This is a genomic window from Herbaspirillum sp. alder98 (assembly GCF_020179755.1).
Classification (GTDB): domain Bacteria; phylum Pseudomonadota; class Gammaproteobacteria; order Burkholderiales; family Burkholderiaceae_D; genus Herbaspirillum.
This window is the reverse complement of the sequence record NZ_JAIUCY010000011.1, coordinates 130,560-156,515: the sequence shown is the minus strand read 5'-3', so window position 1 is coordinate 156,515 and position 25,956 is coordinate 130,560. Positions and strand designations below refer to the sequence as shown.

At 64.1% G+C, this 25,956-nt stretch carries 12 protein-coding genes; 3 read left to right on the top strand and 9 right to left on the bottom strand.

Annotated elements, in window-relative coordinates; genetic code table 11:
- Positions 1-652: 652 nt before the first annotated feature.
- Genes LBW87_RS20650 through LBW87_RS20640 form a run of 3 tightly spaced genes read right to left on the bottom strand, consistent with a single transcriptional unit; the run spans position 653 to position 6,555 of the window.
- Positions 653-2,134, bottom strand: a complete 1,482-nt coding sequence (locus LBW87_RS20650) for an efflux transporter outer membrane subunit (RefSeq protein WP_320442747.1) — start codon at positions 2,132-2,134, stop codon at positions 653-655.
- Positions 2,134-5,295, bottom strand: coding sequence for an efflux RND transporter permease subunit (locus tag LBW87_RS20645; protein ID WP_225203346.1), 3,162 nt, complete (start codon positions 5,293-5,295; stop codon positions 2,134-2,136). The genes LBW87_RS20650 and LBW87_RS20645 overlap by 1 nt, the downstream gene beginning before the upstream one ends.
- A 9-nt stretch (positions 5,296-5,304) precedes the next feature.
- Entirely contained in the window at positions 5,305-6,555 is a 1,251-nt protein-coding gene (locus LBW87_RS20640) for an efflux RND transporter periplasmic adaptor subunit (RefSeq protein WP_225203345.1), read from the bottom strand.
- 189 nt (positions 6,556-6,744) lie between these two features.
- On the opposite strand from LBW87_RS20640, the gene LBW87_RS20635 reads away from it, so the two are divergent.
- Positions 6,745-8,232: an ATP-binding protein gene (locus tag LBW87_RS20635; RefSeq protein ID WP_225203344.1), complete on the top strand. Its 1,488-nt coding sequence runs from the start codon at positions 6,745-6,747 to the stop codon at positions 8,230-8,232.
- Positions 8,229-8,969, top strand: a complete 741-nt coding sequence (locus LBW87_RS20630; protein ID WP_225203343.1) for a response regulator — start codon at positions 8,229-8,231, stop codon at positions 8,967-8,969. Before LBW87_RS20635 ends, LBW87_RS20630 begins: the two co-directional genes overlap by 4 nt.
- A gap of 15 nt (positions 8,970-8,984) precedes the next feature.
- On the opposite strand, the gene LBW87_RS20625 is transcribed toward LBW87_RS20630, so the two are convergent.
- From LBW87_RS20625 to LBW87_RS20600, 6 genes are all read right to left on the bottom strand, one after another.
- On the bottom strand, positions 8,985-11,828 hold the full coding sequence (locus tag LBW87_RS20625; protein WP_225203342.1) for a calcium-binding protein: 2,844 nt from the start codon (positions 11,826-11,828) through the stop codon (positions 8,985-8,987).
- A 164-nt stretch (positions 11,829-11,992) separates the two neighbouring features.
- On the bottom strand, positions 11,993-18,346 hold the full coding sequence (locus tag LBW87_RS20620; RefSeq protein ID WP_225203341.1) for a S8 family serine peptidase: 6,354 nt from the start codon (positions 18,344-18,346) through the stop codon (positions 11,993-11,995).
- A 317-nt stretch (positions 18,347-18,663) separates the two neighbouring features.
- Positions 18,664-20,043, bottom strand: a complete 1,380-nt coding sequence (locus LBW87_RS20615) for an HlyD family type I secretion periplasmic adaptor subunit (protein WP_225203340.1) — start codon at positions 20,041-20,043, stop codon at positions 18,664-18,666.
- Positions 20,040-22,217, bottom strand: coding sequence for a peptidase domain-containing ABC transporter (locus LBW87_RS20610; protein ID WP_225203339.1), 2,178 nt, complete (start codon positions 22,215-22,217; stop codon positions 20,040-20,042). Before LBW87_RS20610 ends, LBW87_RS20615 begins: the two co-directional genes overlap by 4 nt.
- Before the next feature lie 150 nt (positions 22,218-22,367).
- Positions 22,368-23,921 (bottom strand): methyl-accepting chemotaxis protein, encoded by a 1,554-nt coding sequence (locus LBW87_RS20605; RefSeq protein ID WP_225203353.1) that lies wholly within the window; start codon positions 23,919-23,921, stop codon positions 22,368-22,370.
- A 164-nt stretch (positions 23,922-24,085) separates the two neighbouring features.
- Complete coding sequence (locus LBW87_RS20600) at positions 24,086-24,994, bottom strand: LysR family transcriptional regulator (RefSeq protein ID WP_225203338.1); 909 nt, start codon at positions 24,992-24,994, stop codon at positions 24,086-24,088.
- Between the two features lie 154 nt (positions 24,995-25,148).
- On the opposite strand from LBW87_RS20600, the gene LBW87_RS20595 reads away from it, so the two are divergent.
- A complete protein-coding gene (locus LBW87_RS20595; RefSeq protein ID WP_225203337.1) occupies positions 25,149-25,955 on the top strand; it encodes a putative hydro-lyase in 807 nt (268 codons plus the stop codon).
- Position 25,956 lies beyond the last annotated feature (1 nt).

Below are 25,956 nucleotides of genomic sequence, written 5' to 3'. Positions count from 1 at the left end.
CACCCTCGTCGTTCCTGCGAAGGCAGGAACCCAGTGGCGTTGGTGATGCCTCATGCGCCGTCTTAACGACGCTGGGTCCCGACTTTCGTCAGGACGACGGAGGTTGGGGTACGGTTAATCGACAAAAACACCCTCGTCGTTCCTGCGAAGGCAGGAACCCAGTGGCGTTGGTGATGCCTCATGCGCCGTCTTAACGACGCTGGGTCCCGACTTTCGTCAGGACGACGGAGGTTGGGGTACGGTTAATCGACAAAACCACCCTCGTCGTTCCTGCGAAGGCAGGAACCCAGTGGCGTTAGTGATGCCTCATGCGCCGTCTTAACGACGCTGGGTCCCGACTTTCGTCAGGACGACGGAGGTTGAGGTACGGTTAATCGACAAAACCACCCTCGTCGTTCCTGCGAAGGCAGGAACCCAGTGGCGTTAGTGATGACTCATGCGCCGCCTTAACGACGCTAGGTCCTGTCCTTCGTCAGGATGACGGAGGGTGGGATACCGCTAATCGATAAAAACACCCTCGTCGTTCCTGCGCAGGCAGGAACCCAGTGGCGTTAGCGATGACTCATGCGCCACCTTAACGACGCTGGGTCCCGACTTTCGTCAGGACGACGGAGGGTGGGGTACAGGGTATCGATACAACCACCCTCGTCGCTTATTGGGCGCCACCGCCCTGCTCGTTCCACCCGCCACCCAGCACCTTGTAGAGCGTAATACGATTGCTCTGCTCGGTCAGCCGCAAGGCGATCAGCGTCTGCTGCGCGCTATACAACGAGCGCTGCGACACCAGCGTGGTGAGATAGCTGTCGACGCCGTTGCGATAGCGCGCCTCAGACAATCTATAACTCTTTTCGTTGGCCGCCGTCACCCGCGATTGCGCCGTCAGGCGTTGGTCCAGCGTGGCCCGCAACGACAAGGCATCCGCCACTTCGCGAAACGCGGTCTGGATCGCCTTCTCGTAATTGGCCACGTCGATATCACGCGTGATCTTGGCCGAATCGAGGCTGGCCCGCAGGCTGCCGGCGTTGAAGATCGGCAAATTGATCGATGGCACGAAGCTCCACGATGCACTGCCCGGCTTGAACAAGCCACCCAGCGTCTGGCTGGCCGTGCCGCCATTGGCCGTCAGCGAGATGCTGGGGAAGAACGCGGCACGCGCCGCACCAATGTCGGCATTGGCAGCCTTCAACGTGTGCTCCGCCGCCAACACGTCGGGACGACGCAGTAACACTTCCGACGGCAGGCCGGCAGGCGTGGGCAGCAATACGCTGGCCGCCTCCGGCAAGCCTTGCGGCAAGTCCTGCTCGTCGAGGTCGCCCCCCACCAGCAGACGCAGGGCATTGATGTCCTGCGCTACCTGCGCCGTGTAGCGGGCCACATCGGCGCGGGCGGACTCGACCGTGGCTTCCTGGCTGGCCAGGTCGACGCCGGAGGTGGTGCCGATGTCATGGCTGCGCTGGCTCAATTCATACGTGCGCGACTGGCTCTGCAAGGTGTCCTGCGCCAGCTTCAGCAATTCGCGATCCGAGGCCAGCGTCAACCACGCAGTGGCGACTTCGGCCACCAGGCTGATCTGGGTGCTGCGCCGGGTTTCTTCCTGGTAGCGATAGGTTTCCAGCGCCGCGTCGGACAGGTTCTTGAGACGTCCGAAAAAGTCCAGTTCATAAGACGAGATGCCCACCGTCACGCTTTGCTGGCGTGCGATGGTGGCGCGCCCGCTGGTGGTCAGCTCGGCCGGCGTGCGGCTGGTGCTGCTGGTGCCGGTGGCGCCGATGGCGGGAAAACGGTCGGCGTCGGTAATGCGATATTGGGCACGCGCCTTCTCGATATTGAGCGCCGCCACCCGCAGGTCGCGATTGTTCTGCAGCGACTGCTCGATCACCTTCTGCAAGCGCGTATCGAGAAAGAACTGGCGCCAGCCGATGGCGTCGGCGGCATTGGTCTGCGCGGCGCGCTCACCGTTGGCGGCAACGATCTGCTTGCCATCTACCCGCTGCGACCAGTCGGACGGCACCGGCGCCGCCACCTGTTGATAATCGGGCGCCAGGTTGGCGCAACCGGCCAATGCCGTGGCCAGGGCCAGCGCCATGACAGTACGTTGCACCATGGTCTTTTGCTTGTGTTGGAGTGCTTGCATCACACGCCCTCCTTTTGCAGGGAATGATCGGTGCCGCCAGTGCGCTCTGCGCGCGCCTTGGCGCGACGGTCGAGCCAGCTGCCGATCAGGAAGTAGAACAGGGGCACGAAGAACAGGCCCAGGACGGTCGCGGTGGCCATCCCGCCCAGCACTCCGGTGCCGATGGCGCGACGGCTGGCCGAACCGGCGCCGCTGGCGATGGCCAGTGGCAGCACGCCGAACATGAAGGCCAGCGAGGTCATCAGGATCGGACGCAGCCGCAATTGCACCGCTTCCAGCGTGGCGTCACGCAGCGACTTGCCGGACTCATGCAGCTGCTTGGCAAACTCGACGATCAGGATCGCGTTCTTGGCCGATAAACCGACCGTGGTCAGCAAGCCCACCTGGAAATAAACGTCGTTGGACATGCCGAACAATCCGGTCAGCAACACCGTGCCGATGATGCCCAGCGGGACCGCCAGGATCACCGCGAACGGCACCGACCAGCTCTCGTAGAGTGCGGCCAGGCACAGGAACACGAACAGGATCGAGATCGCATACAGCATCGGCGCCTGGTTTCCCGAGAGGCGTTCCTGGTAGGACGCGCCGGTCCACTCGAAACCGACGCCGGAAGGCAGGGCCGCGACCATGCGTTCGACCTCGTTCATGGCGGCGCCCGAACTGACGCCGCTGGCCGGCTCGCCGACGATCTCGAACGACGACACGCCGTTATAGCGCTCCAGCAGCGATGGGCCATAGCTCCACTTGCTGCTCAGGAAGGCCGAGAACGGCACCATCTGGTCGGCCGAGTTGCGCACATACCAGCGGTTGATGTCTTCGGTCTGCATACGGAAGGCCGAATCGCCCTGCACATACACCTTCTTGACCCGACCATTGGAGAGGAAGTCGTTGACGTAGGTGCCCCCCATGGCGGTCGCCAGCGTCGAATTGATGTCGGCCGTAGCGATCGACAGCGCATCGGCCTTGCGGTCATCGATGCTGACGCGCAGCTGCGGCGTGTCGTCCAGGCCGGTGATACGCACGTTGGCCAGCAACGGGTTCTGGCGTGCCTGCTGCAAGAACTGGTCGCGAGCCTTGATCAATGCATCGTGGCCCACCCCACCGACATCCTTGAGTTCGACGTCGAAGCCCGAGCTCTGGCCCAGGCCGCGCACCGCCGGCGGGTTCATCAGGAACACCCGCGCGCCGCGAATCTTGGACAGGTCGGCATTGGCCCGACGCACCAGGGCGGTAGCGCCCTGGCCGTCGCCGGTGCGTTCGCTCCAATCCTTCAGGCGGATGAAGGCACGCGCGCCGTTCTGGCTGTTGCCGCCGACACCGGCGCCGACGATGGCCAGCACCGAATCGACCACCTCGGGCTTGTTCATGAAGTATTCCTGCACCGTCTTCACCACGGCCCGGGTCTGCTCGGCGGTGGCGCCGGTCGGCAACTGGATCTGCGCCATCAGCACGCCCTGGTCTTCCTCGGGCAGGAACGACGTCGGCAGGCGTACGAACATCACCGCCATGGCCACCACGATCAGGGCATACATCAGCAGCCCGCGCTTGCCGCGCTTGAGCAGGCCGCCGACGCCGCCGCGATAGCGCTCGGCATTACGATCGAAACTGCGGTTGAACCAGGTGAAGAAACGCCCCTGCTTGACATGACCCGGTGCGTGCGGCTTGAGCAACGTGGCGCACAGCGCCGGCGTCAGCGTCAGTGCCACCAGCACCGACAGCGCCATGGCCGAGACGATGGTGATCGAGAACTGGCGATAGATCACGCCGGTGGAGCCGCCGAAGAAAGCCATCGGGATGAACACCGCCGACAACACCATGGCGATACCCACCAGGGCGCCGGTGATTTCCTGCATCGACTTGCGGGTGGCATCCTTGGGACTCAGTTTTTCTTCCGCCATCAGGCGCTCGACGTTTTCCACCACCACGATGGCATCGTCGACCAGCAGGCCGATGGCCAGCACCAACCCGAACATGGTCAGCGTGTTGATCGAGTAGCCGAACATGGCGAGGATGCCGAAGGTACCCAGCAACACCACCGGCACCGTGATGGCCGGAATGAAGGTGGCCCGCAGGTTCTGCAGGAACAGGTACATGATCAGCACCACCAGCACGATCGCCTCGATCAGGGTCTTGACCACTTCTTCCAGCGAGACCCGCACGAACGGCGTGGTGTCATAGGCGATGTTGGTCTTGAGCTGCATCGACGCCGGGAAGTAAGGCTCGAGCTCGGCCAGTTTCTTCTTGACCGCATCGGCGGTATCGAGCGCGTTGGCGCCGGTGGCCAGCTGGATCGCCAGCGCCGACGACGGCTTGCCGTTCTGCTGCGAGGCGACCTGGTAGCTTTCGCCGCCCACTTCGACCCGCGCCACATCCGACAGCTTGACCACCGAGCCGTCGGCCGACGACTTCACGATGATGTTGCGAAATTCGGCCGCGGTAGTGAGCTTGCTGCGGGCCGTGATGGTGGCATTGATCTGCTGCCCGGGGACCGCCGGCAAGGCGCCGATTTCACCGGCCGAGACTTCGGTGTTCTGCGCCGTGAGCGCGCTGGTGACATCGGACGGCATCAGCGCATATTTCTGCAGCTTGGTCGGATCGAGCCAGATCCGCATGGCGTAGTTGGTGCCGAACGCGGTGACGTCGCCCACCCCCTCGACGCGGCTGATCTGGTCGGTCAGCGTGCTGCTGATGAAGTCGCCGATGTCGATGTTGGTGATGCGCGGGTCTTCCGAGGTCAGCGACACCACCATCAGGATGTCGGTCGAGGCCTTGGTGACCGTGACGCCGTTGTTCTGGACCGCCTGCGGCAGGCGCGCGGTGACCTGCTGCAGCTTGTTCTGCACCTGCATCTGGGCCACGTCGGGATTGGTGCCGGCGGTAAAGGTCAGCGCCACGGTGGCGCTGCCGGCCGAGCTGGAACTGGCCGACATGTATTGCAGGTTGTCGAGGCCTTTCATCTGCTGCTCGATCACCTGGGTCACCGAGTCTTCCAGGGTCTTGGCCGAGGCACCGGTATAGGTGGCGCGGATATTGACCTTGGGCGGCGCGATGTCCGGATACTGTTCGAGCGAAAGCTGGCGGATGGACATCAGCCCGCCCAGCATGATGATGATGGCGATGACCCACGCGAAGATGGGCCGGTCGATGAAGAAACGTGCCATGTGCGCTCCTTACTTCGCGCCGCTGTTGGCAGCGCCGGATGCGGTGGCGCCGGCGGTGCCGCCCAGCGATGGGTCGGCGGCAGCAGCGGCGGCTTCCTTGGCCAGGTCCTTTTGCAGCGTGTCGGTGACGTCGATGGCGCGCGGGGTATCGCCCGGACGCACCTTCTGCAGGCCGTCCACGATCAGCTTGTCCCCTTCCTGCAATCCCTTGCTGATCCACCAGCTGTTGCCCACCGCACGCACGGCGGTCAGGATCCGTTGCTCGACCTTGCCGCTGGCGCCGATTACCAGGGCGGTGGCGGCACCGGTCTGGTCGCGGCTGACCGCCTTTTGCGGCACCAGCAATGCGTGCTCGTCGACGCCTTCTTCCAGCACCGCCCGCACGTAGGAACCCGGCAGCAGGATGCCGTCCGGATTGGGCACCACCGCGCGCAGCGTGATCATGCCGGTGCCGGTATCGACCGACAGGCCGGAGAATTCGAGCTTGCCGCGGCGGTCGTAGGTCGAGCCATCTTCCAGCAGGATCTTGACCTGGGCCGCGTTGTCGCCGCTCTTCTTGATCTGGCCGCTGGCCAGTTCGCGCTTCAGGCGCAGCAGGTCGACCGTGGACTGGGTCACGTCGACATAGATCGGATCGATCTGTTGCACGGTCGTCAGGGCGGTGGTCTGGCTGGCCGTCACCAGGGCGCCGGGCGTGACGCTGGATTTCTCGATGCGACCGGAGATCGGCGACAGGATGCGGGTGAATTCGACATTGATGGCGGCCGTCTTGACTGCCGCCTTCTGCACCTCGACATCGGCCTGGTTCTGGCGCAGGGTGCTCTGGGCGTCGTCATTGTCCTGCTTGGCGACGGCGTCGATCTTGTCGAGTTCGGCGTAGCGCTGCGCCTTCAGGCGCGACGAGGCCAGCGTGGCTTCGGCCTTGAGCAGCGAAGCCTTGGCGCTGTCGAGCGCGGCCTGGTAGGTCGATGGATCGATCTGGTACAGCGGCTGGCCAGCCTTGACGGTGGCGCCTTCCTTGAACAGCCGCTTCTGGATGATGCCCCCCACCTGCGGCCGGATGTCGGCTGCCAGGTAGGCGGTGGTGCGTCCGGGCAACTCGGTGGTGACGGCCTGGCGCTGGGTCTTGACCACTACGTAGCCGATCTCGGCCTGGGTCGCGACAGGCGCCTGGTTGCCCGACTTCGAGCAAGCGGCCAGCGTGGTGGCCAGCAGGACGGCGATGGCCAGGGAGCCGGCGGCGGTATTCTTTTTGAGCATTGTCGTGGACTTTCTGCGCGACGACATACTTGCCAAAGTGGCAAGCGACAGGCGCAATGAGCTATCGGACCGGCAAGGATACGAAGCAAATGTGGAGCAAATTTGAGGATATTGTGCTTTGCAACAAATCACCCTTTGCAGGATTTATCTTGATACCCTGACGGCCTGACTTTCTGCTCCAAGACCCGCATGACCGCGCGCAAAAACCTTCCTGCCCCGCTGGCGGACCTGACCGATCGCTTCTTCTATCGCGCCAACATCCGCCTGAAACTGTTCTACGCGATGCTGGCGCTGATCGTGGTGGTGATCGTGGCTGTCAACGGCGCCGGTCACTACATCTTCACCCGCGACTTCCTCGGTTATCTGAACGAACAGGCCCAGCAACGCATGGAAGACATGGTGCCGCGGCTGGAACAGGCCTACCGCGACAACAACGGCAGCTGGGAATTCATCCGCGACAATCCGCGCACCTGGTTTGCGCTGATGAAGCCGGCCATCGTCGAGCACAACGGCGCAGGTCCGGCGCCCGGCCCTACCTTCACCCCCTCCGACCTGACCGGGGCGACGCTGCGCTTCTCGCTGCTCGACACCCAGCGCAAGTTCGTCATCGGCTATCCCAACGTCGGCGCCGATGCGATGCTGCGTCCGCTGATGAGCAATGACACGCTGATCGGGTGGGTGGCGCAGACGCCATTCGAAAGTGTCATCGGTGCGGTCGACCTGCGCTTCCAGCAAAGCCAGTTCCTGGCGCAGACCGCCATCGCGGTGATTGCCATCATGCTGGCCGCGTTCCTGGTGGTACGCATCTCGGGGGTGTTGCTCAAGCCGCTCTCGCGGGTCACCAGTGCCACCCATAAACTGGCCGGCGGCGACTATGCGACCCGGGTCGAAGTCGAATCCGGCGACGAGGTCGGCCAGTTGGCGCATGACTTCAACCTGCTGGCCATGACGCTGGAGCGCAACGAAAAGCTGCGGCGCGAATTCATGGCCGATGTCTCGCACGAACTGCGCACCCCGCTGGGTATCCTCAACGGCCAGCTCGAGGCGCTCGAGGATGGCGTGCTGCAGGCCGACGAACACACCATCCGTTCGCTCAAGAGTGAAGTGGTGCATCTCAACAAGCTGGTCGGCGACCTGTACGACCTGTCGCTGGCGGACGCTGGCGCGCTGACCTATCGCAAGGCCGATATCGACCTCGCGCTGCTGTTGCGCGACACGGTGCAGATGATCGAGGAACGCTATCGCAAGCGCGGGCTGCGTATCGAAGTGAGTCTGCCCGAATCGATGCCGGTGCATGCCGATGGCGCCCGGTTGCAACAGCTGTTCAATAACCTGTTCGAGAACAGCCTGCGCTACACCGACCACGGCGGCCTGCTGCAACTGCACTGCCGGCTCGAACAGCAGCAATGGCAAGTGATCTTCGACGATAGCGCACCGGGGGTCGAGGCGCCTGCGCTGGCGCGCCTGTTCGAACGCTTCTTCCGGGTTGAGGCGTCGCGCAGCCGGGCCGGCGGCGGCGCCGGACTGGGGCTGGCCATCTGTCGGCGCATCGTCGACGCCCATCAGGGCAGTATCGTGGCCGAAGATTCGCCGCTGGGCGGGCTGCGCATCCGGGTCAGCCTGCCGGCCGGATTTGCCACGCCTGTGGCCGAACTCGTCCAGGAGTCAACCCCATGAGCGAAGCCGATTTCCAGTTCGCGCCGCCGACCAACGCCGACATCCTGATCGTGGAAGACGAACCCAAGATGGCCGAACTGCTGCAGAAGTACCTGGCCGCAGCCGGGTATCAGTCGCGCCATGTCGACCACGGCGATGATGCGCTGCCGGCAGTGCGCCAGAAACGCCCGGACCTGATCCTGCTGGATATCATGCTGCCCGGACGCAGCGGCTGGGAGATCTGCCGCGAGCTGCGCGAATTTTCCGACGTGCCAGTGCTGATGCTGACGGCACGGGTGGAAGAAGAAGACCGCCTGCGCGGCCTGGAGCTGGGCGCCGACGACTATATCTGCAAGACGCCCTTCAGCCCGCGCGAGATCGTGGCCCGCGTCAAGGCCATGCTCCGTCGCAACAGCCGTGGACAACAACAGCCCACATCAGCGTCCGAGCTGGCGGCGCTGGATGTGGACGATGCCCGCCACCAGGCGAGCATCGCCGGTGAAACCCTCAACCTGACGCCACTTGAATTCAGGTTGCTCAAGACCTTCTCCAGCGCACCGGGGGTAGTCTTCTCGCGCGACCAGTTGCTCAACCACCTGCATGACGAAAACCGCGCCGTCACCGATCGCGCCATCGATACCCACATCAAGAACCTGCGCCGCAAGCTGGAGCCGTTCTTCCCCGGCCACAACGTGATCCAGGCAGTGTACGGCGTGGGCTACAGCTTCGAGTTGCCACGACGGCCACCACCACCGTAGCGGTGGCCGCGCCGCTCAGGCCACAGCCAACACGGCAGTGGCGCCCGCACGGGCGATGGCCTGGTCGCTGTTCCCAAACAACGGGTTGACCAGCGTGGCCGACAGGATGCCAGCCCCCAACTGGCTCCACTGGCCGTGATGGGCATAGTGATAGGCAAGTTCACCGCCAATGGCCAGGGTGTCGCTGCCCCGCAGACGATGATGCGCCAGCGCCGCCGAGACCGACCAGAGGTCGAGCCCGGGCAGGTCATTGCGCGCCCGGTCGTACTGCTCGGCTATGCCATTGAAGTCGTACAGGGCAATCTTGTGTTGTCGGGCGATATCGTCGGCATCTGCCTGGTAGTCGTCGGTGCTGTCGAGCACCAGTTGCAGCAGCGTGCCGCGCACCTGCGCAGCGTCGCCGTACCAGTTCTCGACGCTGATGCTATCGCCCGAATCCAGTTCGAGCACCAAGTCAAGGCCGGACTTGCGCAACGCCAGCTGGTCGAGACGCACGCCGCCCAGCGACAGTGTCGGTCCGCCGGCCGTGGCTGCAGCAGCCCCGGGACCGGCATCGAACGCGAGCGTATCGTGACCATCGCCGCGATTGAAGACGATGACATCGCCCTGGCGACCACGCACCAGGCGGTCGCGCCCGCCACCACCTGCCAGCAGATCGCAGCCGTCGCCGCCGGTGAGCGTGTCGTCGCCCTGCCCGCCTTCCAGCAGGTCGTTGCCGGCGTGGCCCCATAGCTGATCGGCGCCGCCCCGGCCATTCAATACGTCATGGATATCGGCGTCCAGATCGTCGCCCTGCCACCATTTCGCCCCGCCCCTGCCGTGCAATATGTCATCGCCTGCGGTCGCGTTGACGGCGATCGAGCGGCGCTCCAGTTCCGGAAAGCTCCAGCGACTGCCGTCAACGAAATTGATCGCCTCGATATACGCCTGGCCGCCGTCGAACAGGTTCTTCAGGGTCAGGCGGCTAAGCAGGTCGTCGCTTCCCAGCACGAGATGATGGCCGACGCGCGCCAGTGTGATGTCGGTTTGCCGCAGTTCGGCGGCGACTTCGATGATATTGCCGCCGCGATCCGGTCCACCACCTTCGTCGACGATATCGAAGCCCATGCCGATGTCGAGATAGTAGGTGTCAGCCCCGGCGCCGCCGTACAGCAGATCGTTGCCGTCGCCGCCATGGATCAGATCGCACCCCAGGCCGCCATGCAACACGTCGTTGCCACGACCGCCATCGATGCGGTCATCACCGCCCCCGCCATCGATCACGTCGTCGCCACGACCTCCGGTCAGGATGTCATCACCGGCGCCACCATCCATGTAATCCGGTCCGCGACCACCATCCATGACGTCGTTTCCCGAGCCGCCATGCATGATGTCGGCATGCTGGCCACCGGCCATCCGGTCATTGCCCGGGCCGCCATACATCCGGTCGCGACCGTCGTGACCATTGATGATATCGTCGCCGCCGAGACCGAACATCTGGTCGCCGTCGCGCGACCCTTCCAGTACATCGGCGCTGTCGTCATAGCCGTAGAAGGCGCCGCCGCTGATGGCCAGTTCGGACAGACTGCGATGCACCACGCGACCATCACGCAATTTCAGGCGCAACGCTTCACGAATGGCGGCATTGCTCCACCGGGTGCCGTCGGCAAATTCGATCTGCGCCCGGTCGAAACCGCGCCGTACCCGCAGGCAGCCGGGCTCGCTGCCTGCCACCTGCAGGATCAGGTCGTCGTGGTCACGCATCAACATGAGGTCTGCCGGAAGGATCCTGGCATCGATCTTGATCATGTCCACGCTCTGCGTCCACAGCGGCGCCGGCGAAATGAGGTCGACCTGGACGCTGCGCCGCATGGTCACCGTGTCCAGCACCGGCGTGCCATAACCGAAGATGCTGTCGCGACTCTTGCGCTGTCCCGACGGATCTTCCAGGCCCTGCGCGCCGGCCTGCTGTTGCTGCCTGATCGTAGTGCCCCAGCCCCGTCCGAACGGCAGGTCGGTGGGCTCGGCCTGGTGCTGCGCGGCCTGCGCCTCGATGGCGGCAATATCCCATGTCGTGCCGTCGTCGAAGCGCACCTGCTCGACACGATAGCGCGGCGCCCGGAACCAGTTGCCCACCCGCAGGCCACTGGTGGTGCGGCGAATCCGCAGCAGCAAGTCGTCGCCATCGCGCAGGACCTCGATATCGGCAGGCGTGAGAGCAGTGGTGACGCGGATGGTGTCGGCGTTACCGTGCGTGAAGTCGTCATCGTAGACATAGTCCTGCCCCATCGCGCGCCGTAGTTCGTAGGTATCGTTCCCGGTGCCGCCGATCAGCACGTCGTTGCCGAAACCGCCATCCAGGTCATCGTCGCCAGGCCCGCCCACCAGCCGGTCGTTGCCGCGATCACCCGTCAATGTATCGTCGCCCGCTCCGCCGTCGATGCTGTCATTGCCCTTGAATCCGCTGAGCACGTTATTGCCGGCATTGCCGATCAACCTGTCATTGCCTGAATTGCCCATGCCATTGAGGTTGGCGTGGCCGGTCAGCTCGAGACGCTCGACATGACGGCTCAACTTGAAACTGACCGATGCACGGATGGTGTCCCAGCCTTCACCCTGTTTTTCCTGGATGGCGGTGTCTTCATCGTCGACGATATAGGTGTCGTCCCCCTTGCCACCGACCAGCCTTTCCCGCCCCGATCTTCCGACCAGGATATCGGCCGCGTCGGTACCGACCTGTTGGCTGGCGCGCGACACCGTTGCGGACCCTGCCTGCACCGACGCTTGCTGCTCGTCGGTGGGCGATTGCGGTGTCGGCGTCTGGCTGCCCTCCTGGTTGACGGGATCTGGCTGGGTCTGGCCTTGCTGTTGATTCTCCATGATGATCATGCTCCATGAGACGGTGACTGTAAGAGCGCTCCGGATGGGAAAAGCGCACGGTAATGGCTATCCACTACCGCGCGCCCATGGTCACGCCGTCGTCATCGCGAAGACATCAATGACGCACGAGAAATGCCGGCATTGGCATCGAGCGACGTTGATGCTCATCCATAGAAATAACCGTCATGCCGGATTTCGCTGGCGATCAGCTTGTCGACGCGACCGAAGCCGTTTTGGTTGACGGCATGCAGCGCCATGTGCGCGTCCATGCCGCGCCAGTCGCCCTGGGTCGCGTAGCGATAGGCCAACTCTCCACCATAGGCAGTGGTGTCGCTGCTGCGCAGGTGGAACTCGCCCAGGGCTGCGGCAATCGACCATTGATCCAGGCCGGCATCGATCTCGCGCGTCTGGTCGAACCGGTCCACCAGCGCACGAAAATCGAACCAGGCGATTTTCTTGCCATGCATCGGATCGGCTGCCCCCTCCTGGTAGTCGCCGCTGGATTCGGTGACGAACTGCAGGCGCTGGATGATCTTTCCTTCGTCATTGCGATAGGGCAGGTGCGCGTTCCACACCTTGTACCAATCACCGAGGCGAATGCTGTCGTCTTGTCCCAGATCCAGAACAAGGTCGTTACCGCTGCGGGACAGCGCCAGGTCGCCGTAATTGATGCCGCCCAGCGACAGGGTGCCGCCCGGGTGACCCGCTTCGGCAGAGTAGCGGTCGAAGTGATAGAGCGTCTCGATCTTGTCGCGACCATCGCCTCGGTTGAAAGCGATCACGTCGGGCTCCTTGCAGCCGTAGAGGATGTCATTGCCACGCCCGCCGATGAGCAAGTCGCGACCGGCGTCGCCGCGCAGGATATCGTCGCCGTCGCCGCCGTCCAGCAGGTCGTTGGCACCATATCCGTACAACGCGTCGTTACCGCCCAGGCCCTGCATCAGATCGGTTCCCGATATATCGGTGGCGTAGAGACTCATCGGGCGATGACGACTGAATTCCAGGAACCGGTCGGTGCCGTACAACAGGTCGGCCGCTTCGCTTGCGGTGGCAGTGCGGGAACGTCGTTCCAGTTCACGGAAGTCCCAGCGCGTGCCGTCGGCGAACTGCATCGACGTGATCGGTTCGAACGGGACCGAGAACATGCTGCCGACCGTCATCCGGTCGCTGGTCCCGGCGATATCCATGTACAGGCTGCGCGTGTCGCGTGAGAAAAGAATGTCTTGCGGTCGCACGCCTTCCAGCACCTTGATGATATTGGCCGCATCGTCGCGGCGATTGTTGTCGTGCACCGTATCGCGCCCCATGCCCCGGTACATCAGGTAGGTGTCGCTGCCACGCCCACCGTCGAGCATGTCGTCGCCGGCGCCGCCATCGAGCACATCATCGTCGTCGCCACCGTAGAGTCTGTCGCTGCCGGCGCCGCCCTCGAGAAGATCATCGGCGCCGCCGCCATGCAGCGTGTCATCGCCGTCGCCACCGTCGAGATGGTCTTCGCCCAGCAGGCCATACATCACGTCATGATGGGCGCCACCGTGGAACACGTCGGACGTATCGTCATAGCCCCGCCAGAGATTACGACCAGGCTGCTGGCCGGTATGGCCGGTGACCGGCACGCCCCGCTCTATGCCGGGCTTGATCTTCTCGCGCACGGTTGCGTTATCCCACAGGACGCCATCGGCGAAGTCGATGCGAATCCTGTCCTGTCCCTCGCGCAGCGTCAGCGCGTTTTTCAGGTACCAGCCGCTGCCCAGTCGCAACCGCAGATCGGTGTCGGCCTCGCTGCGGCCGTAGCATCGATCAAGCGACAGGTCTTGCCCGCTGTAGCCGGCGCCGATCTTGACTGTGTCGATGCCGGCGCTGATGTTCTCGAACACTGCGCCCCGGCAGTAGCCACGGCTTGCATGGGTCAGCAGCGGCACCGTATCCTGCACCGGCACGCCATAGGCATAGATCGAGTCGCGCCCGATGACGTCACGCTCGCCGAACGGGTCGGATCCGATGGCCGGCACTTCGGCGCGTGCCGACATGATTGCCGCGCTCCATGCCTTGCCAAAGAGCAGGTCGCCGGCGTGCGCCTGGGCCGCGTTCCCCTGCTCTGCAAGCGCGGCACTGTGCCATACGCTGCCATCGCCGAAATGCACTTGCGCGACCTGATGGCGACTGCCGGCAAACCAGTTTCCGATGCGCATGCCTTCATCGCTGCCGGCGATCAACAACAGCAGATCGTTGCCATCGCGGCGCACCGCGATATCCTGCTGCGACAATCCGGCGCCGACGTCGATCCGGTCGGCGCGCCCGGCGGCATCGTCTTCTTCCCACACATAATCCTGCCCCATGCCGCGCGCAAGCAGATAGGTATCGTCGCCGGCCTCGCCAATGAGCACATCGTTGCCGGCGCCGCCGTCGAGCAGGTCGCGCCCGGACCCGCCCACGATCCGATCATGGCCAGCGCCGCCGTAAAGGCGATCGTCACCGGCGGCGCCGTCGATGCTGTCGTTGCCGAATCCGCCCAGCAGGCGGTTGGCGCCGAGATTGCCGATGAGACGATTGTCGAGATCGTTGCCGGTGCCGTCGATGGCATCACTGCCGGTCAGCTCCAGCCGTTCGACATGGCCCTCAAGCAGGAACGACACCGAAGATTTCACGCGGTCCCGGCCCTCGCCTTCATGCTCCACGATCCGGTCGCCAGCATGGTCGACGATATAGCTGTCGTCACCGGGACCACCGGCCATCACGTCGGCGCCGCCTCTTCCATCGATGATGTTGTCGCCGATATTGCCGTCGATGGCATTGTCCAGCGCGTTGCCGGTCGCGTGCGCATTGCCATAGGAATAGCCTTTCAGGTAGCCGGGAGCGCGGCCGTCATCGCGTGTCTGCAGCGTAAGCGCTTCGACATTGTCGGCCAGGGTATGGCTCACGCCGGAAAGCACGTGGTCATAACCGCCGTCGGCGCTTTCGATGATGGTGTCGCCCGTGTTGTCGACGACATAGGTGTCATCTCCCGCCAGGCCCTGCATGCGGTCGGCGCCACGATCGCCATCGATCACATTGACACCGTCATCGCCAACGAGGAAATCGTCGCCGGTGGTGCCCCGCAGCGCCGGGGCCGGCGCCCGCAGGGGTGACTCGGCATCGTCGTTGAAGATGAAGTTGGACGCGCCAAGCTGCCCGGCATCGACGGCCCTGAGCGTAATATATTGCGTCGCGCTCCGGGCCGGGCCCAGCCAGACCCGCAGGTAGCGTTCGCCGTTGTAATACAGGACGGAGAAGTTCAGGTCGTCAATACCGTGCACGCCGGCAATCTTCGACAGGTCGATCTTCTCGTCGGGATCACCGACGTCGAAGTCGCTGACCAGGTTCTTCATCAGGCCCAGTGATACCTGGTGGCCGCTATCGGCGGCCACTACGAAACGATCGCTACCGGCGCCACCCTCGGCCCTGGCAGCGAGCGGCGCGCTGCCCTCGACGCGAATGAGGCTTGCCGTCAACAGCGCTCGCTCCTGCGCGTGGCCGGCGAGCGCGTCATCGCCGTCAAGATGCAGGATATCGTCGCCGTCGCCGCCCGACAGCAGGTCGCGGCCGGTGCCGCCATACAGGATATCGTTGCCGCCACCGCCGTAGAGGCGGTCGTCACCGGCGTCGCCGTGCATCACGTCGTCGCCCGCAGCGCCAGTGGCCCGGTCGTCGGCGTTGCCCAGCCAGAATGTGCCGCTGCTGGCGGCCACGATATCGTCGGCCAGGTCGGAACCCCAATGCAGGGTCCCGCCACCGCTCACCTCGCGCACCTGTACGCCATCGGCCACGGTCAGGCTGTGCGCATGGCCTCGCCGGAAAAGGAGGCCGCCGATCCAGCTGCCGGCCATCTGCTCCGGATAGGTATTGACGTCCTTGAGCACGATTCGCCTGCCGCCGTTATAGATGCGCAGCACGGCATCGTTGCCTTCTGTTTCGACATTGATCTGACGCAGCATCGTGCTGGCCGAAAAACCCGACATCAGCAGCTTGTCTTCGCCCAGCGTGAAATCGGTAATGACATCGTCCGGCGCCGTGACGCCCCACGGTTGCGGGCGTCCCAGCTCGATGACGAAGACATCGCGCCCGGCGCCGCCACTGATCGTACTGCCGCCATCGCGGCTGACAAACAGCACATCGTCACCGGCGCCGCCCAGGAGCACATCGCTGCCATGTCCGCCCACCAGAATATTGGCGGACTGGTTGCCGATCAGCGTGTCGTCGAACTCGCCACCGATGACATTCTCGAACTGTTCCGGCCGATCAATCACCAGGGCCTGACCGGCGACGACGGCGTAACCTTGCATCAGATCGACCTGGCTGCCACTGCCCATGGCGGCCAGGTCGATGGTGTCGACGCCACCGTTATCGTCCTTGAGCAGGTTGCGCCCGGTCAGCGCGACCAATGCCCCGAAGGCATCGGTGTAGACATAGTGATCGTCGGCGCTGGCGAGGCTGCCATAGGCGTTGAGGCTCCATTCATGCAATATGCCGGTCTCGCCACTGACGGCATCGGCGACTTCCAGGGTCCATTCGCCTGCGGCCCGCTCGCCCCGCAGGCGCGCACTGGTGAAGACATGCTCGAGCCCATGCGCGCCGTCGAAGAAGGCGCTGTCGCCAAGTTCTCCGGGCCCGGCCTGGGGCGGGCGTCCGGGTCGTTGCATCAGGATCGATTCGGTTCCCGCCGGCGAAATCAGCCTGATCGTCAGGTCGCCCGGCCGGGCATGACTGATCTTGAGGAGAACCTCGACATGTTCGATCAGCAGATCGGCTTGCGGCACCCCGGGCGCCATGGGCTGCGCGCTCTGCAGCAATTGCATGCTGTGCTGCAGTGGCGCCTGGCCATCAGGGATCGCCAGGTCGATGGTCCCCGAGTGCGCAGGCTGGGCCGCCCATACTTCGTTGTAGGCCGTGTGTTGCGTGATCCAGCGCTCGGCCAGACGCACGGCGGCACGCGCGTCGACCTCGCCGTAGCCGTAATCGTGGCTGACCACCATGCCGCCGCCGTTCCAGTTGGTCGCGCCATTGACCTGCCAATCGGAACCGACGTCCTCGACCCAGTGCGCCGACCATGCCAGGATCTGCTGCACATCGCGATAACCGAGCGCTGGATTGGCTTCCAGCATCAGCGCCACGATGCCGCTGACGATGGGCGCGGCATAGCTGGTGCCCGTACGCCGCATGTCGGGCGCGCCAATGCCGGTGACCAGCGCCGCGCCCGGTGCGCTGACCAGCACGCTGGCGCCAGGGGTGGAAAATCGCTGGAGCATGCCGTCCGGGCCGCCATGCCGTGCCACCGCTCCCACCGTGATATTGGTGCGGCTGTTGCTCACGCTGTTGTAGTTGGTGTTGGTGCCCTTGATGCGCTCGTTTCCGGCCGCCGCGACGATCACGGTTCCCAGGCGCTCGCGCCCACGGCGAACGGCATCGGCAAACGCCGGCAAGTGCGCATTGAGTGTTGCCGGCTGGGCGATGAGCGCAAAGCGTTCGATTGCGCCCCAGCTGTTATTGGCGACATCGTAATGACGCATTGCCGACAGCAGCGGCGTATCCGAGTCTCCGATCCAATGCCCGCCGACAGTCGCACCGTAGGCGACACCAAGTCCAGCCTCGCCATTGCGCGCGGCGACCATGAGGGCCGCGACAATGGTGGCGTGCAGACTGGGCTGGTCGCCGTCGGAACCGCCACTACTGCCCGCCGCGTTGACGACCCAGGCAGGGTTGAGGTTGGGCGCCAGTTCGCGATGCCGCACATCCAGGATAGCGCGGCTATCGGCTTCATCGGCCCCGGGTTCGAACTGGCCTATCGTCACGCCACGCCCGATGTAGTCGCGCCAGACCGGCAGGACATTGGCCTGATCCAGATGCCACTGCTGCGTCAGCAACGGGTCTTGCGGCAAGTCTCCGCTTTGCAGATAGACCGTCGCAGGGGCGGAAGAAATACTGCCCTGCATGTCGCGCACCGTATAGCGAAAGGACATGATGCCGGCAAAATCGGGGGCCGGCGTGAACAACACATCACCCGCCTCGGTGAGCGTCACGCTGCCGCCGACAGCATCGGTGACGGCCGCGATGCCGAGCCCGGCGCCTTGCCAGTGGAGATCGTTGGCGAGCAACTGGCTGGCGGCAATCAGGTGCGGCTGGCGGCGCTCTATTGCCTTTGCCTCGGCATCCAGCCTGATCACATCGGCGACCGGATGAGGTGGCGGCGCAGCGCCGACATCATCGGTGGGAAGGTCGATCTGGGCATCGATGAAAGAGGCCGTCTCGACATTCCTGACGAAATCGCTGCCGCCACGCCCTTGCACCAGATCGGTAATCCACACGCCACCGCTGGTGGCGGTAAATCGATATTGCGCCAGTCGCCCGGCAAATCTGACGACGTCGCGGCCGTCTCCTCCATCGATGATTTCGTCTCCTTTCTGGCTGAAGAGGATGTCGTCTTCGGGGCTACCGGTGTTTGCCGCGGGCGGCGAGACGTCATGCTGGTATGTCGTGACCATGCTGTTACTCCTGGAATTTGTCTGGATCGGATAAGGGTGGCGGCCTCGGCGGCCGGACAGCGGACAGTTTGTCGAACAGGATTTGCAAGACGTTGACGGTCGGCATCCTGACGCTGCGCAGAGCATGCATCTTGTCGTTCGGATGACGAGCAATGAATCGCGCTCACGCGAGAACCGACGCGATCTGCCTGCAAGAAAATGCGAGATTTGCTGCCGACTTGTGCATCGACAGCGCAACGGGATCATCTTGACGGGCCGATGCCGGCGCCCCTGACATAGGCGCGCCGGTGATGCTGAAAGAGTGAAATGGATGGGACTTAACGCTCGCGACCGTACTCGTGCAGCGTCTTCTGGATCGGTGAAAGCAGATATTGCAGGACGGTGCGACGACCGAGGTGGATCTCGGCCGTCACCTGCATGCCGGCCAGCAGGCCGTGTCGCTTGCCGTCGACGCCCTCCAGCGCCTGCCGGTCGAGCCGGATGCGCGCCTTGTACGGCGGCAGGCCGGTGTCATTTTCCTTCTGCTGGCTGGCATCGGCCCCGAGATGCTGCACGCTGCCGTTCATCATGCCGTAGCGCTGGAACGGAAACGCCGCCAGCTTGACCTGCACCTGCTGCCCTTCGCGGACCAGCCCGACGTCTTCGTTGCGCACCCGCACGTCGGCATACAACGGTTCATCCGCCGGCACCATGGTCAACAGGATATCGCCCGGTTGCACCACGGCGCCCACCGTGGTGGTGGCCAGGTCCTTGACCACGCCGCTTGCGGGCGCCTTGAGTTCCATCAGGCCTTCGCGATAGGTGCTTTTTTCCAGGTCTGGCTGCAATTGCGCAATACGTGCCAGGAGCGTCGCCTGTTCTTCTTCGAGTTCGCGCCGGTAGTGGCTCTGGCTATGCGCCAGGCGACGCGACTGCGCCTGGATCGCGGCGGCAAGCGCCGACACCATGGCACGCTGGGCGTCGAGCTCGCCGCGCTTTTCGGTAGCGTCGCGCTGGCGTTCGCTGGCGGCCAGCACGCTGGCAAAGCCTTCGCGCTGCAACGCGCCGAAGGCACGCGCCGATTCTTCATAGACCGGTAGCGTATCTTCCAGCTTGCGCTGCTGACGCAGTGCACTGTCGTGCTCATGTTCGGCACGGCGCAACACCGAGCGCTCCTGCCCCAGGTTGTCCAGATGTGCGCTATGTCGCGCGGCGTATTGCTGCTGCACGTGCTCGAAGAGTTGCGGATCGTCGCTCGCCCGCCGCTGCATCGGACGCTGCCCCAACTCGGCACGCACACGCCGCAGTTGCATGTGCTGGCGCATCAATTCACTATCGACCCCGACACGTTCGGCGCGCGCCACGGTGGTATCGAGTCGCACCAGCGTCTGGCCGGCAACCACCTGATCACCCTCGTCGACCAGCAGCTCACGCACCACCCCGGGCTCGGCCGGCTGCACGATCTTGAGCAGGGTCTGCGGCACCAGGCGGCCATGGGCACTGGCGACGACATCGAGCTTGCCCACGCAAGCCCAGATGAACAGTACGGCCAGCAGCAGGCAGACGCTCCATAGCACCACGCGCGCGACCTGACCCGGATCTTCATGTTCGAGCGCGGCCAGTGGATGAAGCCAGCCCGCGCTGAGCTTAGACGGAGCTGCCTGGTCGTCCGCTGGCGTGGCGGCAGATGATGCGGTCGTTACCGATGGCGCGCTCATGGTGTGGCGTCCTCGGCGGCCACCGGTGGTGTCATGGCCTCGACCCCGTGCGGTGTGATGCGATAGAGCGCATCGACCACCAGGCCCGGCGGCAGCCCGTGGGTGATGAACAGCATCGTGACCTTGCCCCGCAATTGATTGACGGTCTGGGCGAAGGCGGCGGCAGTGACGCCGTCAAGCGCGCTGGTGGCTTCGTCGAAGATCAGGATCTCGGGACGCTTGAGCAACGCCCGGGCAATCGCGATGCGCTGTCGCTGCCCGCCGGAGAGGCCGACGCCGCGTTCACCGATCTCGCTCTGGTAGCCCTGCCCCAGGGCTTCGATGTCGGCATGGATCTCGGCCATGCGGGTGGCCTGGCAAATCTGCTCGAAGCTGGCCAGCGGATTGGCCAGCAACAGGTTGTCGAGGATGGTGCCGGCAAACAGCGTGGTCTCTTGCGGCACCACCCCGAAGTGCCGGCGCAGCTCATTGGCGCCCAGGTGCCGGATATCGATGTCGTTGATCAGGATGCGGCCTTGCCGAGGCACATAGAAGCCCTGCAGCAGCTTGGCCAAGGTGCTCTTGCCGCAACCCGACGCGCCCATCACGGCCACTGTCTGGCCACTGTCGATGTTGAGCGACAGGCCCTGATACAGCCAGGGCTGCTGGCTGTCGTAGCGGAACCCCAGCCCGACGATACTGACTTCGCCACGTCGCTGCGCTTGCCGCGTGGGCTGCAGCACATAGGGCTCGGGGACGGCATCCATCAGGTCGCCCAACCTCGCCACCGCCAGGCGCGCCTGCTGGAATTGCTGCCACAGGCCGACCAGGCGCATCATCGGCTGCGACAGGCGGGCGGCAAACATCTGGAAGGCGATCAACATGCCGATCGTGAATTCGGGCGACTCCATCACGGTGTAGGCGCCGATGCCCAGGATCAGCAGGGTCATGGCCTGCTCCAGCAGGCCGGCCACGGTGTCGTAGGAATTGCCTAGCTGGCGGGTCGAAAAACCAGCCTGCAGATAGGCCGCCAGGAAGCCGCGGTAGCGACTGCGCAGTTGCGGCTCGAGTTGCAGCGACTTGACGGTCTCGATGGCCGCCACGTATTCGGTCACGAAGGCCTGGTTGCGGGCGCCCATCATGAACTGCCGTTGCAGCCGGGCCTGGAACAGGGGTGCTACGGCCAGGCTGAGGCCCATCACCATGGCCAGCACCGCCAGCACGATCAGCGCCAGCGAGGTGCTGTAGTAGAACATGATACCCACGAAGATCATCAGGAAAGGCAGGTCGAGGATCAGCGTGATGGCAGCACCGGCGAGGAACTCGCGAATCGTCTCGACGCCCTGCAGGCGTGCCGTGACCACGCCGGTCTGCCGGTGCTGGAAGTACACCGGCGGCAACCGCAGCAGATGCTCGAAGACGGCCGCGCCGAGGCTGGCATCGATGCGGTTGCCGGTATGCAGGATCAGGTATTGGCGCAACCACGACAGCAGCGCCGAGAACAACGCAAAGCAGGCCATTCCGATCACCAGCACCACCAGTGTGCTGCGGGTGTGATGCACGATGACCTTGTCGATGATGGTCTGCGTCAGCAACGGCGTGCCCAGCGCCATCAGCTGTATCACCAGCGAAGCCAGCAGGACCTCTTGCCACAGGCGCCGGTACTTCAGCAGTTCGGGACCGAACCAGGCGAAACCGAATGGGCGGCGCAGCGCCCGCCCGTCCGGGTCGCCATCGGTCGGTTCGCGCACCGGCCGCGACACCAGCAGCACATCGCCGGTATGGCGCTGCGCGAGTTCGTCGATGCCGATCTCTTCCGGGCCGGCCTGCCCTGGCAGCGCGATCAATGCGCTGCGGTCATCACGCCCCAGGAGCAGGCACGGGCGGTAGCGCTGGTCACCACTATCAGGCAGCGGGTGCAGCCACAACAGCACCGGCGCGACCAGGGTGCGCAGGCGTTTGAGGCTGCGTCTTCCAGGCTGCACATCGAAGCCCGCCTGTTCCAGCGCCTTGGCCAGCAAGCCTGCGCAGTAAGGCGCGCAGAACTGCTCTGCCAGCAATGCCGAAGAAAACGGCGTGCGATGCAGCGCACACAGGCTTTGCACGATCCAGAAGAAATGTTCGCGCGTCAGCTCGCGCGAATCGGCGGCGGGAGAACCTCGCCGGAAGAATTGGCTGAACGAATGTTTCGACATGAAAACATTCTCGTGTCCAGCGCCACGCGGTCCGGGAAACTACGTCCCGGATAAGGTCCAATTTCGAATTAGTTGTACCGCACATGCAAAAGGACAGCCGCATGGCTGTCCTTTTTTTCATGCCTACATCAGGCTCGCCTGAGGTTCGCGTCAGGCCCGATTGAGCTTGAACACGCTGACCACCTGCGTCAGCTTGCCAGCCTGGTCCTGCAACGACTGGGCCGCGGCTGCAGCTTCTTCGACCAGTGCCGCATTCTGCTGGGTGACTTCGTCCATCTGGGTGATGGCGCGATTGATTTCATCCAGGCCGGTGCTCTGCTCGTGGCTGGCCGAAGTGATCTCGCCCACGATGTCGGTCACGCGCCGCACGCTGGCGACCACTTCCGACATGGTGGCGCCGGCCCGCTCGACCAGCTGGCTGCCGACGCCGACCTTCTCCACGGAGTCATCGATCAAGCCCTTGATTTCCTTGGCGGCCGAGGCCGAGCGCTGCGCCAGCGAACGCACTTCGGATGCCACCACCGCAAAGCCACGTCCCTGTTCGCCGGCACGTGCTGCTTCCACTGCGGCATTCAGGGCCAGGATGTTGGTCTGGAAGGCGATGCCATCGATCACGCTGATGATATCGACGATCTTCTTCGACGATTCGTTGATCGAGCCCATGGTCTGCACCACCTGGCCCACCACGTCGCCACCCTGGATGGCGATCTCGGAAGCCGATACCGCCAGTTGATTGGCCTGGCGCGCATTGTCGGCGTTCTGCTTGACGGTGGCGGTCAGTTCTTCCATGGCCGACGCCGTTTCTTCCAGCGAGCCTGCCTGTTGCTCGGTGCGCGACGACAGGTCGAGGTTGCCGGTGGCGATCTCTTCCGATGCCGTGGCGATGGTATCGGTGCCGACCCGCACTTCGCCGACGATGCGTTGCAGGCTGTCGTTCATGGCCCTCAGCGAATGCATCAGCATGCCGGTCTCGTCGGTGCTGGTGGCGCGGATATCCACGGTCAGGTCACCCTGGGCCACGCGCTGCGCCACTTCCACCGCATCGTTGAGGGGGCGCGATACGATGCGCGCAACGGTCAGGGCCAGGCCGAACGCGATCACCACGATCGCCGCCAGCAAGCCGACGATCCACACCCGGGCCGATGCGTAGGCATGGTCGGCCAGCTCGTCCGAACGGGCGCTGCCGCTGTCGTTGACCTTGACGATGCCATCGAGCTGCTCGTTCATGGCCCGGAACAGCTTGTTGGATTCACCCTTGAACAGGGCGCGCGCCTCTTCGGTCTTGTCAGCCGTACTCAACGCAGTCAACTGCTTGTCGATCTCGACATAGGCCGCGAAGGTCTTGCTGAATTGCTCGTAGATGGTTTTTTCCTCGGGCTCCGAGATCTGCTTCTCGTAGGCCGCACGCTGCTTGGCCAGGATTTCAAGGCGCGACTTGATGGCCTTCTCGGCATCGGTGCGGTCGCTCTCCTGCTGGGACGTCAGCATCTGCAATTCGGAGATGCGCATGCGCGGCAGCGAAGCCTGGATGGCCTGCGCCGACTTGATCGTCGGCAGCCAGTTCTGGGCGATGTCGGTCGACGCCTGATTAACGGCATTGAGTTGCCGCAAAGAAAACACACCAAGGATCACCGTCAGGACGATCACGGCGGCAAAGGAAAGAATAAGTTTTCTGGCTATCTTGAGGTTGTAGAACCAGGTCATGGCGCCCTCGAATCGGCTAAGCATGCAATATCGCAATTTGCATTCTAGGCACCTCATCCTGAGCCCATATCGAAAAGCACCGATGGCTTTAGCCAGCATTTGCTGCATTGCCTGGCGCCAGGCTGACAATGCCGTCAGCATTGGTCGTCGCCGAACAACAGGATTCAGGCGCGCGGACGGATCAAGCCACAGTCGATGAACACTTCGCGCGCCAGCGGAACGATCTGTTCACGCGCGGCTGGCGCCAGTTCTTGCAGATATGACACGAAATAATTGATGGGTGGCACGGCGGGGTTCACCTTAAGTATCTTCAACGCGCTGCTGGCGGCTGCCTCGCGCGCCATTGGTCCGGGCACGATGGCGATGCCATGACCGTCGGCCACCAGTTTCTGGATCAGCGCAATCGAATTGCAGCTGCCGCCGGCCGGCACGATGGCGGCATGCGGCCCGAACCAGTTGACGGTGGCCGATTGCAACGACGACGGCGCGACCAGGTTCAATACCGTGCAATGCGCCAGGTCCTGCGGCCCGGGCACGCGCACCGGTGGACGAAAAGACCGTGGCGCCACCCATTGCAGATCGACGCTGCCCAATGGCTCGTCGACGATGTGGGCGGCCGACATCGGGCTGCTCAGGATGGCCATGTCGAGCTCGCGCGCATTGAGGCGGCGACTGAGCTCGGTGCCGATGTCTACCTGCAACTCGACCCGCAGCTTCGGAAACAATAACTTCAGGCGCGCCAGGAAGGTCGACAAGCCGATCATGGCCGACGATTCGTTGGCCCCCAGCCGCAGCAGGCCAAGGCCCGGGGCATCTTCCGGCCGCGCCCCCGAGAAGCGCTCGGCCAGTTTCAGGATCTGCTCGGCCAGCCCGAACAGCTCGCGCCCACGCGGCTTGAGGCCGAGCTTGTAGCCACCACGATCGAACAGTTGTTCACCGACGATGTCTTCCAGCTCACGCAAACGTGCAGTGACCGCCGGCTGGGTCAGGTTCTGGTGCCGCGCGGCGGCGTGGACGCTGCCCAATCGGGCTACCCAGTAAAAGCTCTCAAGCTGCTGCAGGCTAGGTCGCATGATAAATATTTTTTATCTTGATGACGTCAAATGGTAATTATCTTTAATTATCTGCGGAGCCTAGAATTTTCGCCAGTGACATGGGGAACACACGCGCCGGCGTGATCAAGGCGGTCTTCCCTGCGCGCGCCCTCACCGCCTCCAGGAGAATTTGATGCAGACCACCCCAGCCGCACTCGACGCCACTTCCACCGCTGCCCAATGCCGCCGCCTGATTCGCAGCGGCGGCTGGCCCGCGCCCACTGCCGGCCTGGCATCGCGTTACGTGCAGGTCAACCTGGTCATGTTGCCGGCCGCCGAAGCCGATGATTTCCTGCGCTTCGCGCAGCGCAATCCCAAGCCTTGCCCGGTGCTGGCCGTGAGCGAACCGGGCGACTTCGCGCCGACGTCGATGGGCAGCGATCTCGACTTGCGTCATGACGTGCCGCGCTATCGGGTATTCGAACATGGCCAGTTCAAGGCCGAAGCCGAGAACATCGCCAGCCTCTGGCGCGACGACCTGGTCACCTTTGCCATCGGCTGCTCGTTCACCTTCGAACACTCGCTGCTGGACAACGGCATCGCCATCCGTCACATCGACCAGGGGCGCAATGTGCCGATGTACCGCACCTCGCTGCAGACCCTGCCGGCCGGCAAGTTCGGCGGCGACATGGTGGTGAGCATGCGCCCGTTCAAGGCGGCCGACGCCATTCGGGCGGTGCAGATTACGTCGCGCTTCCCGGGCGTGCACGGGGCGCCGGTGCATATCGGCGACCCTGCGCTGATCGGCATCGACGATCTTGCGCGACCGGACTTCGGCGATGCCGTCACCGTCGCCGACGACGAGCTGCCGGTGTTCTGGGCCTGTGGCGTCACGCCGCAGGTGGCGTTGCTGCAGGCGCGCCCGACGCTGTGCATCACCCATGCGCCCGGCCACATGCTGATCACCGACCTGAAGAACAACGACTACGCGGTGCTGTAGG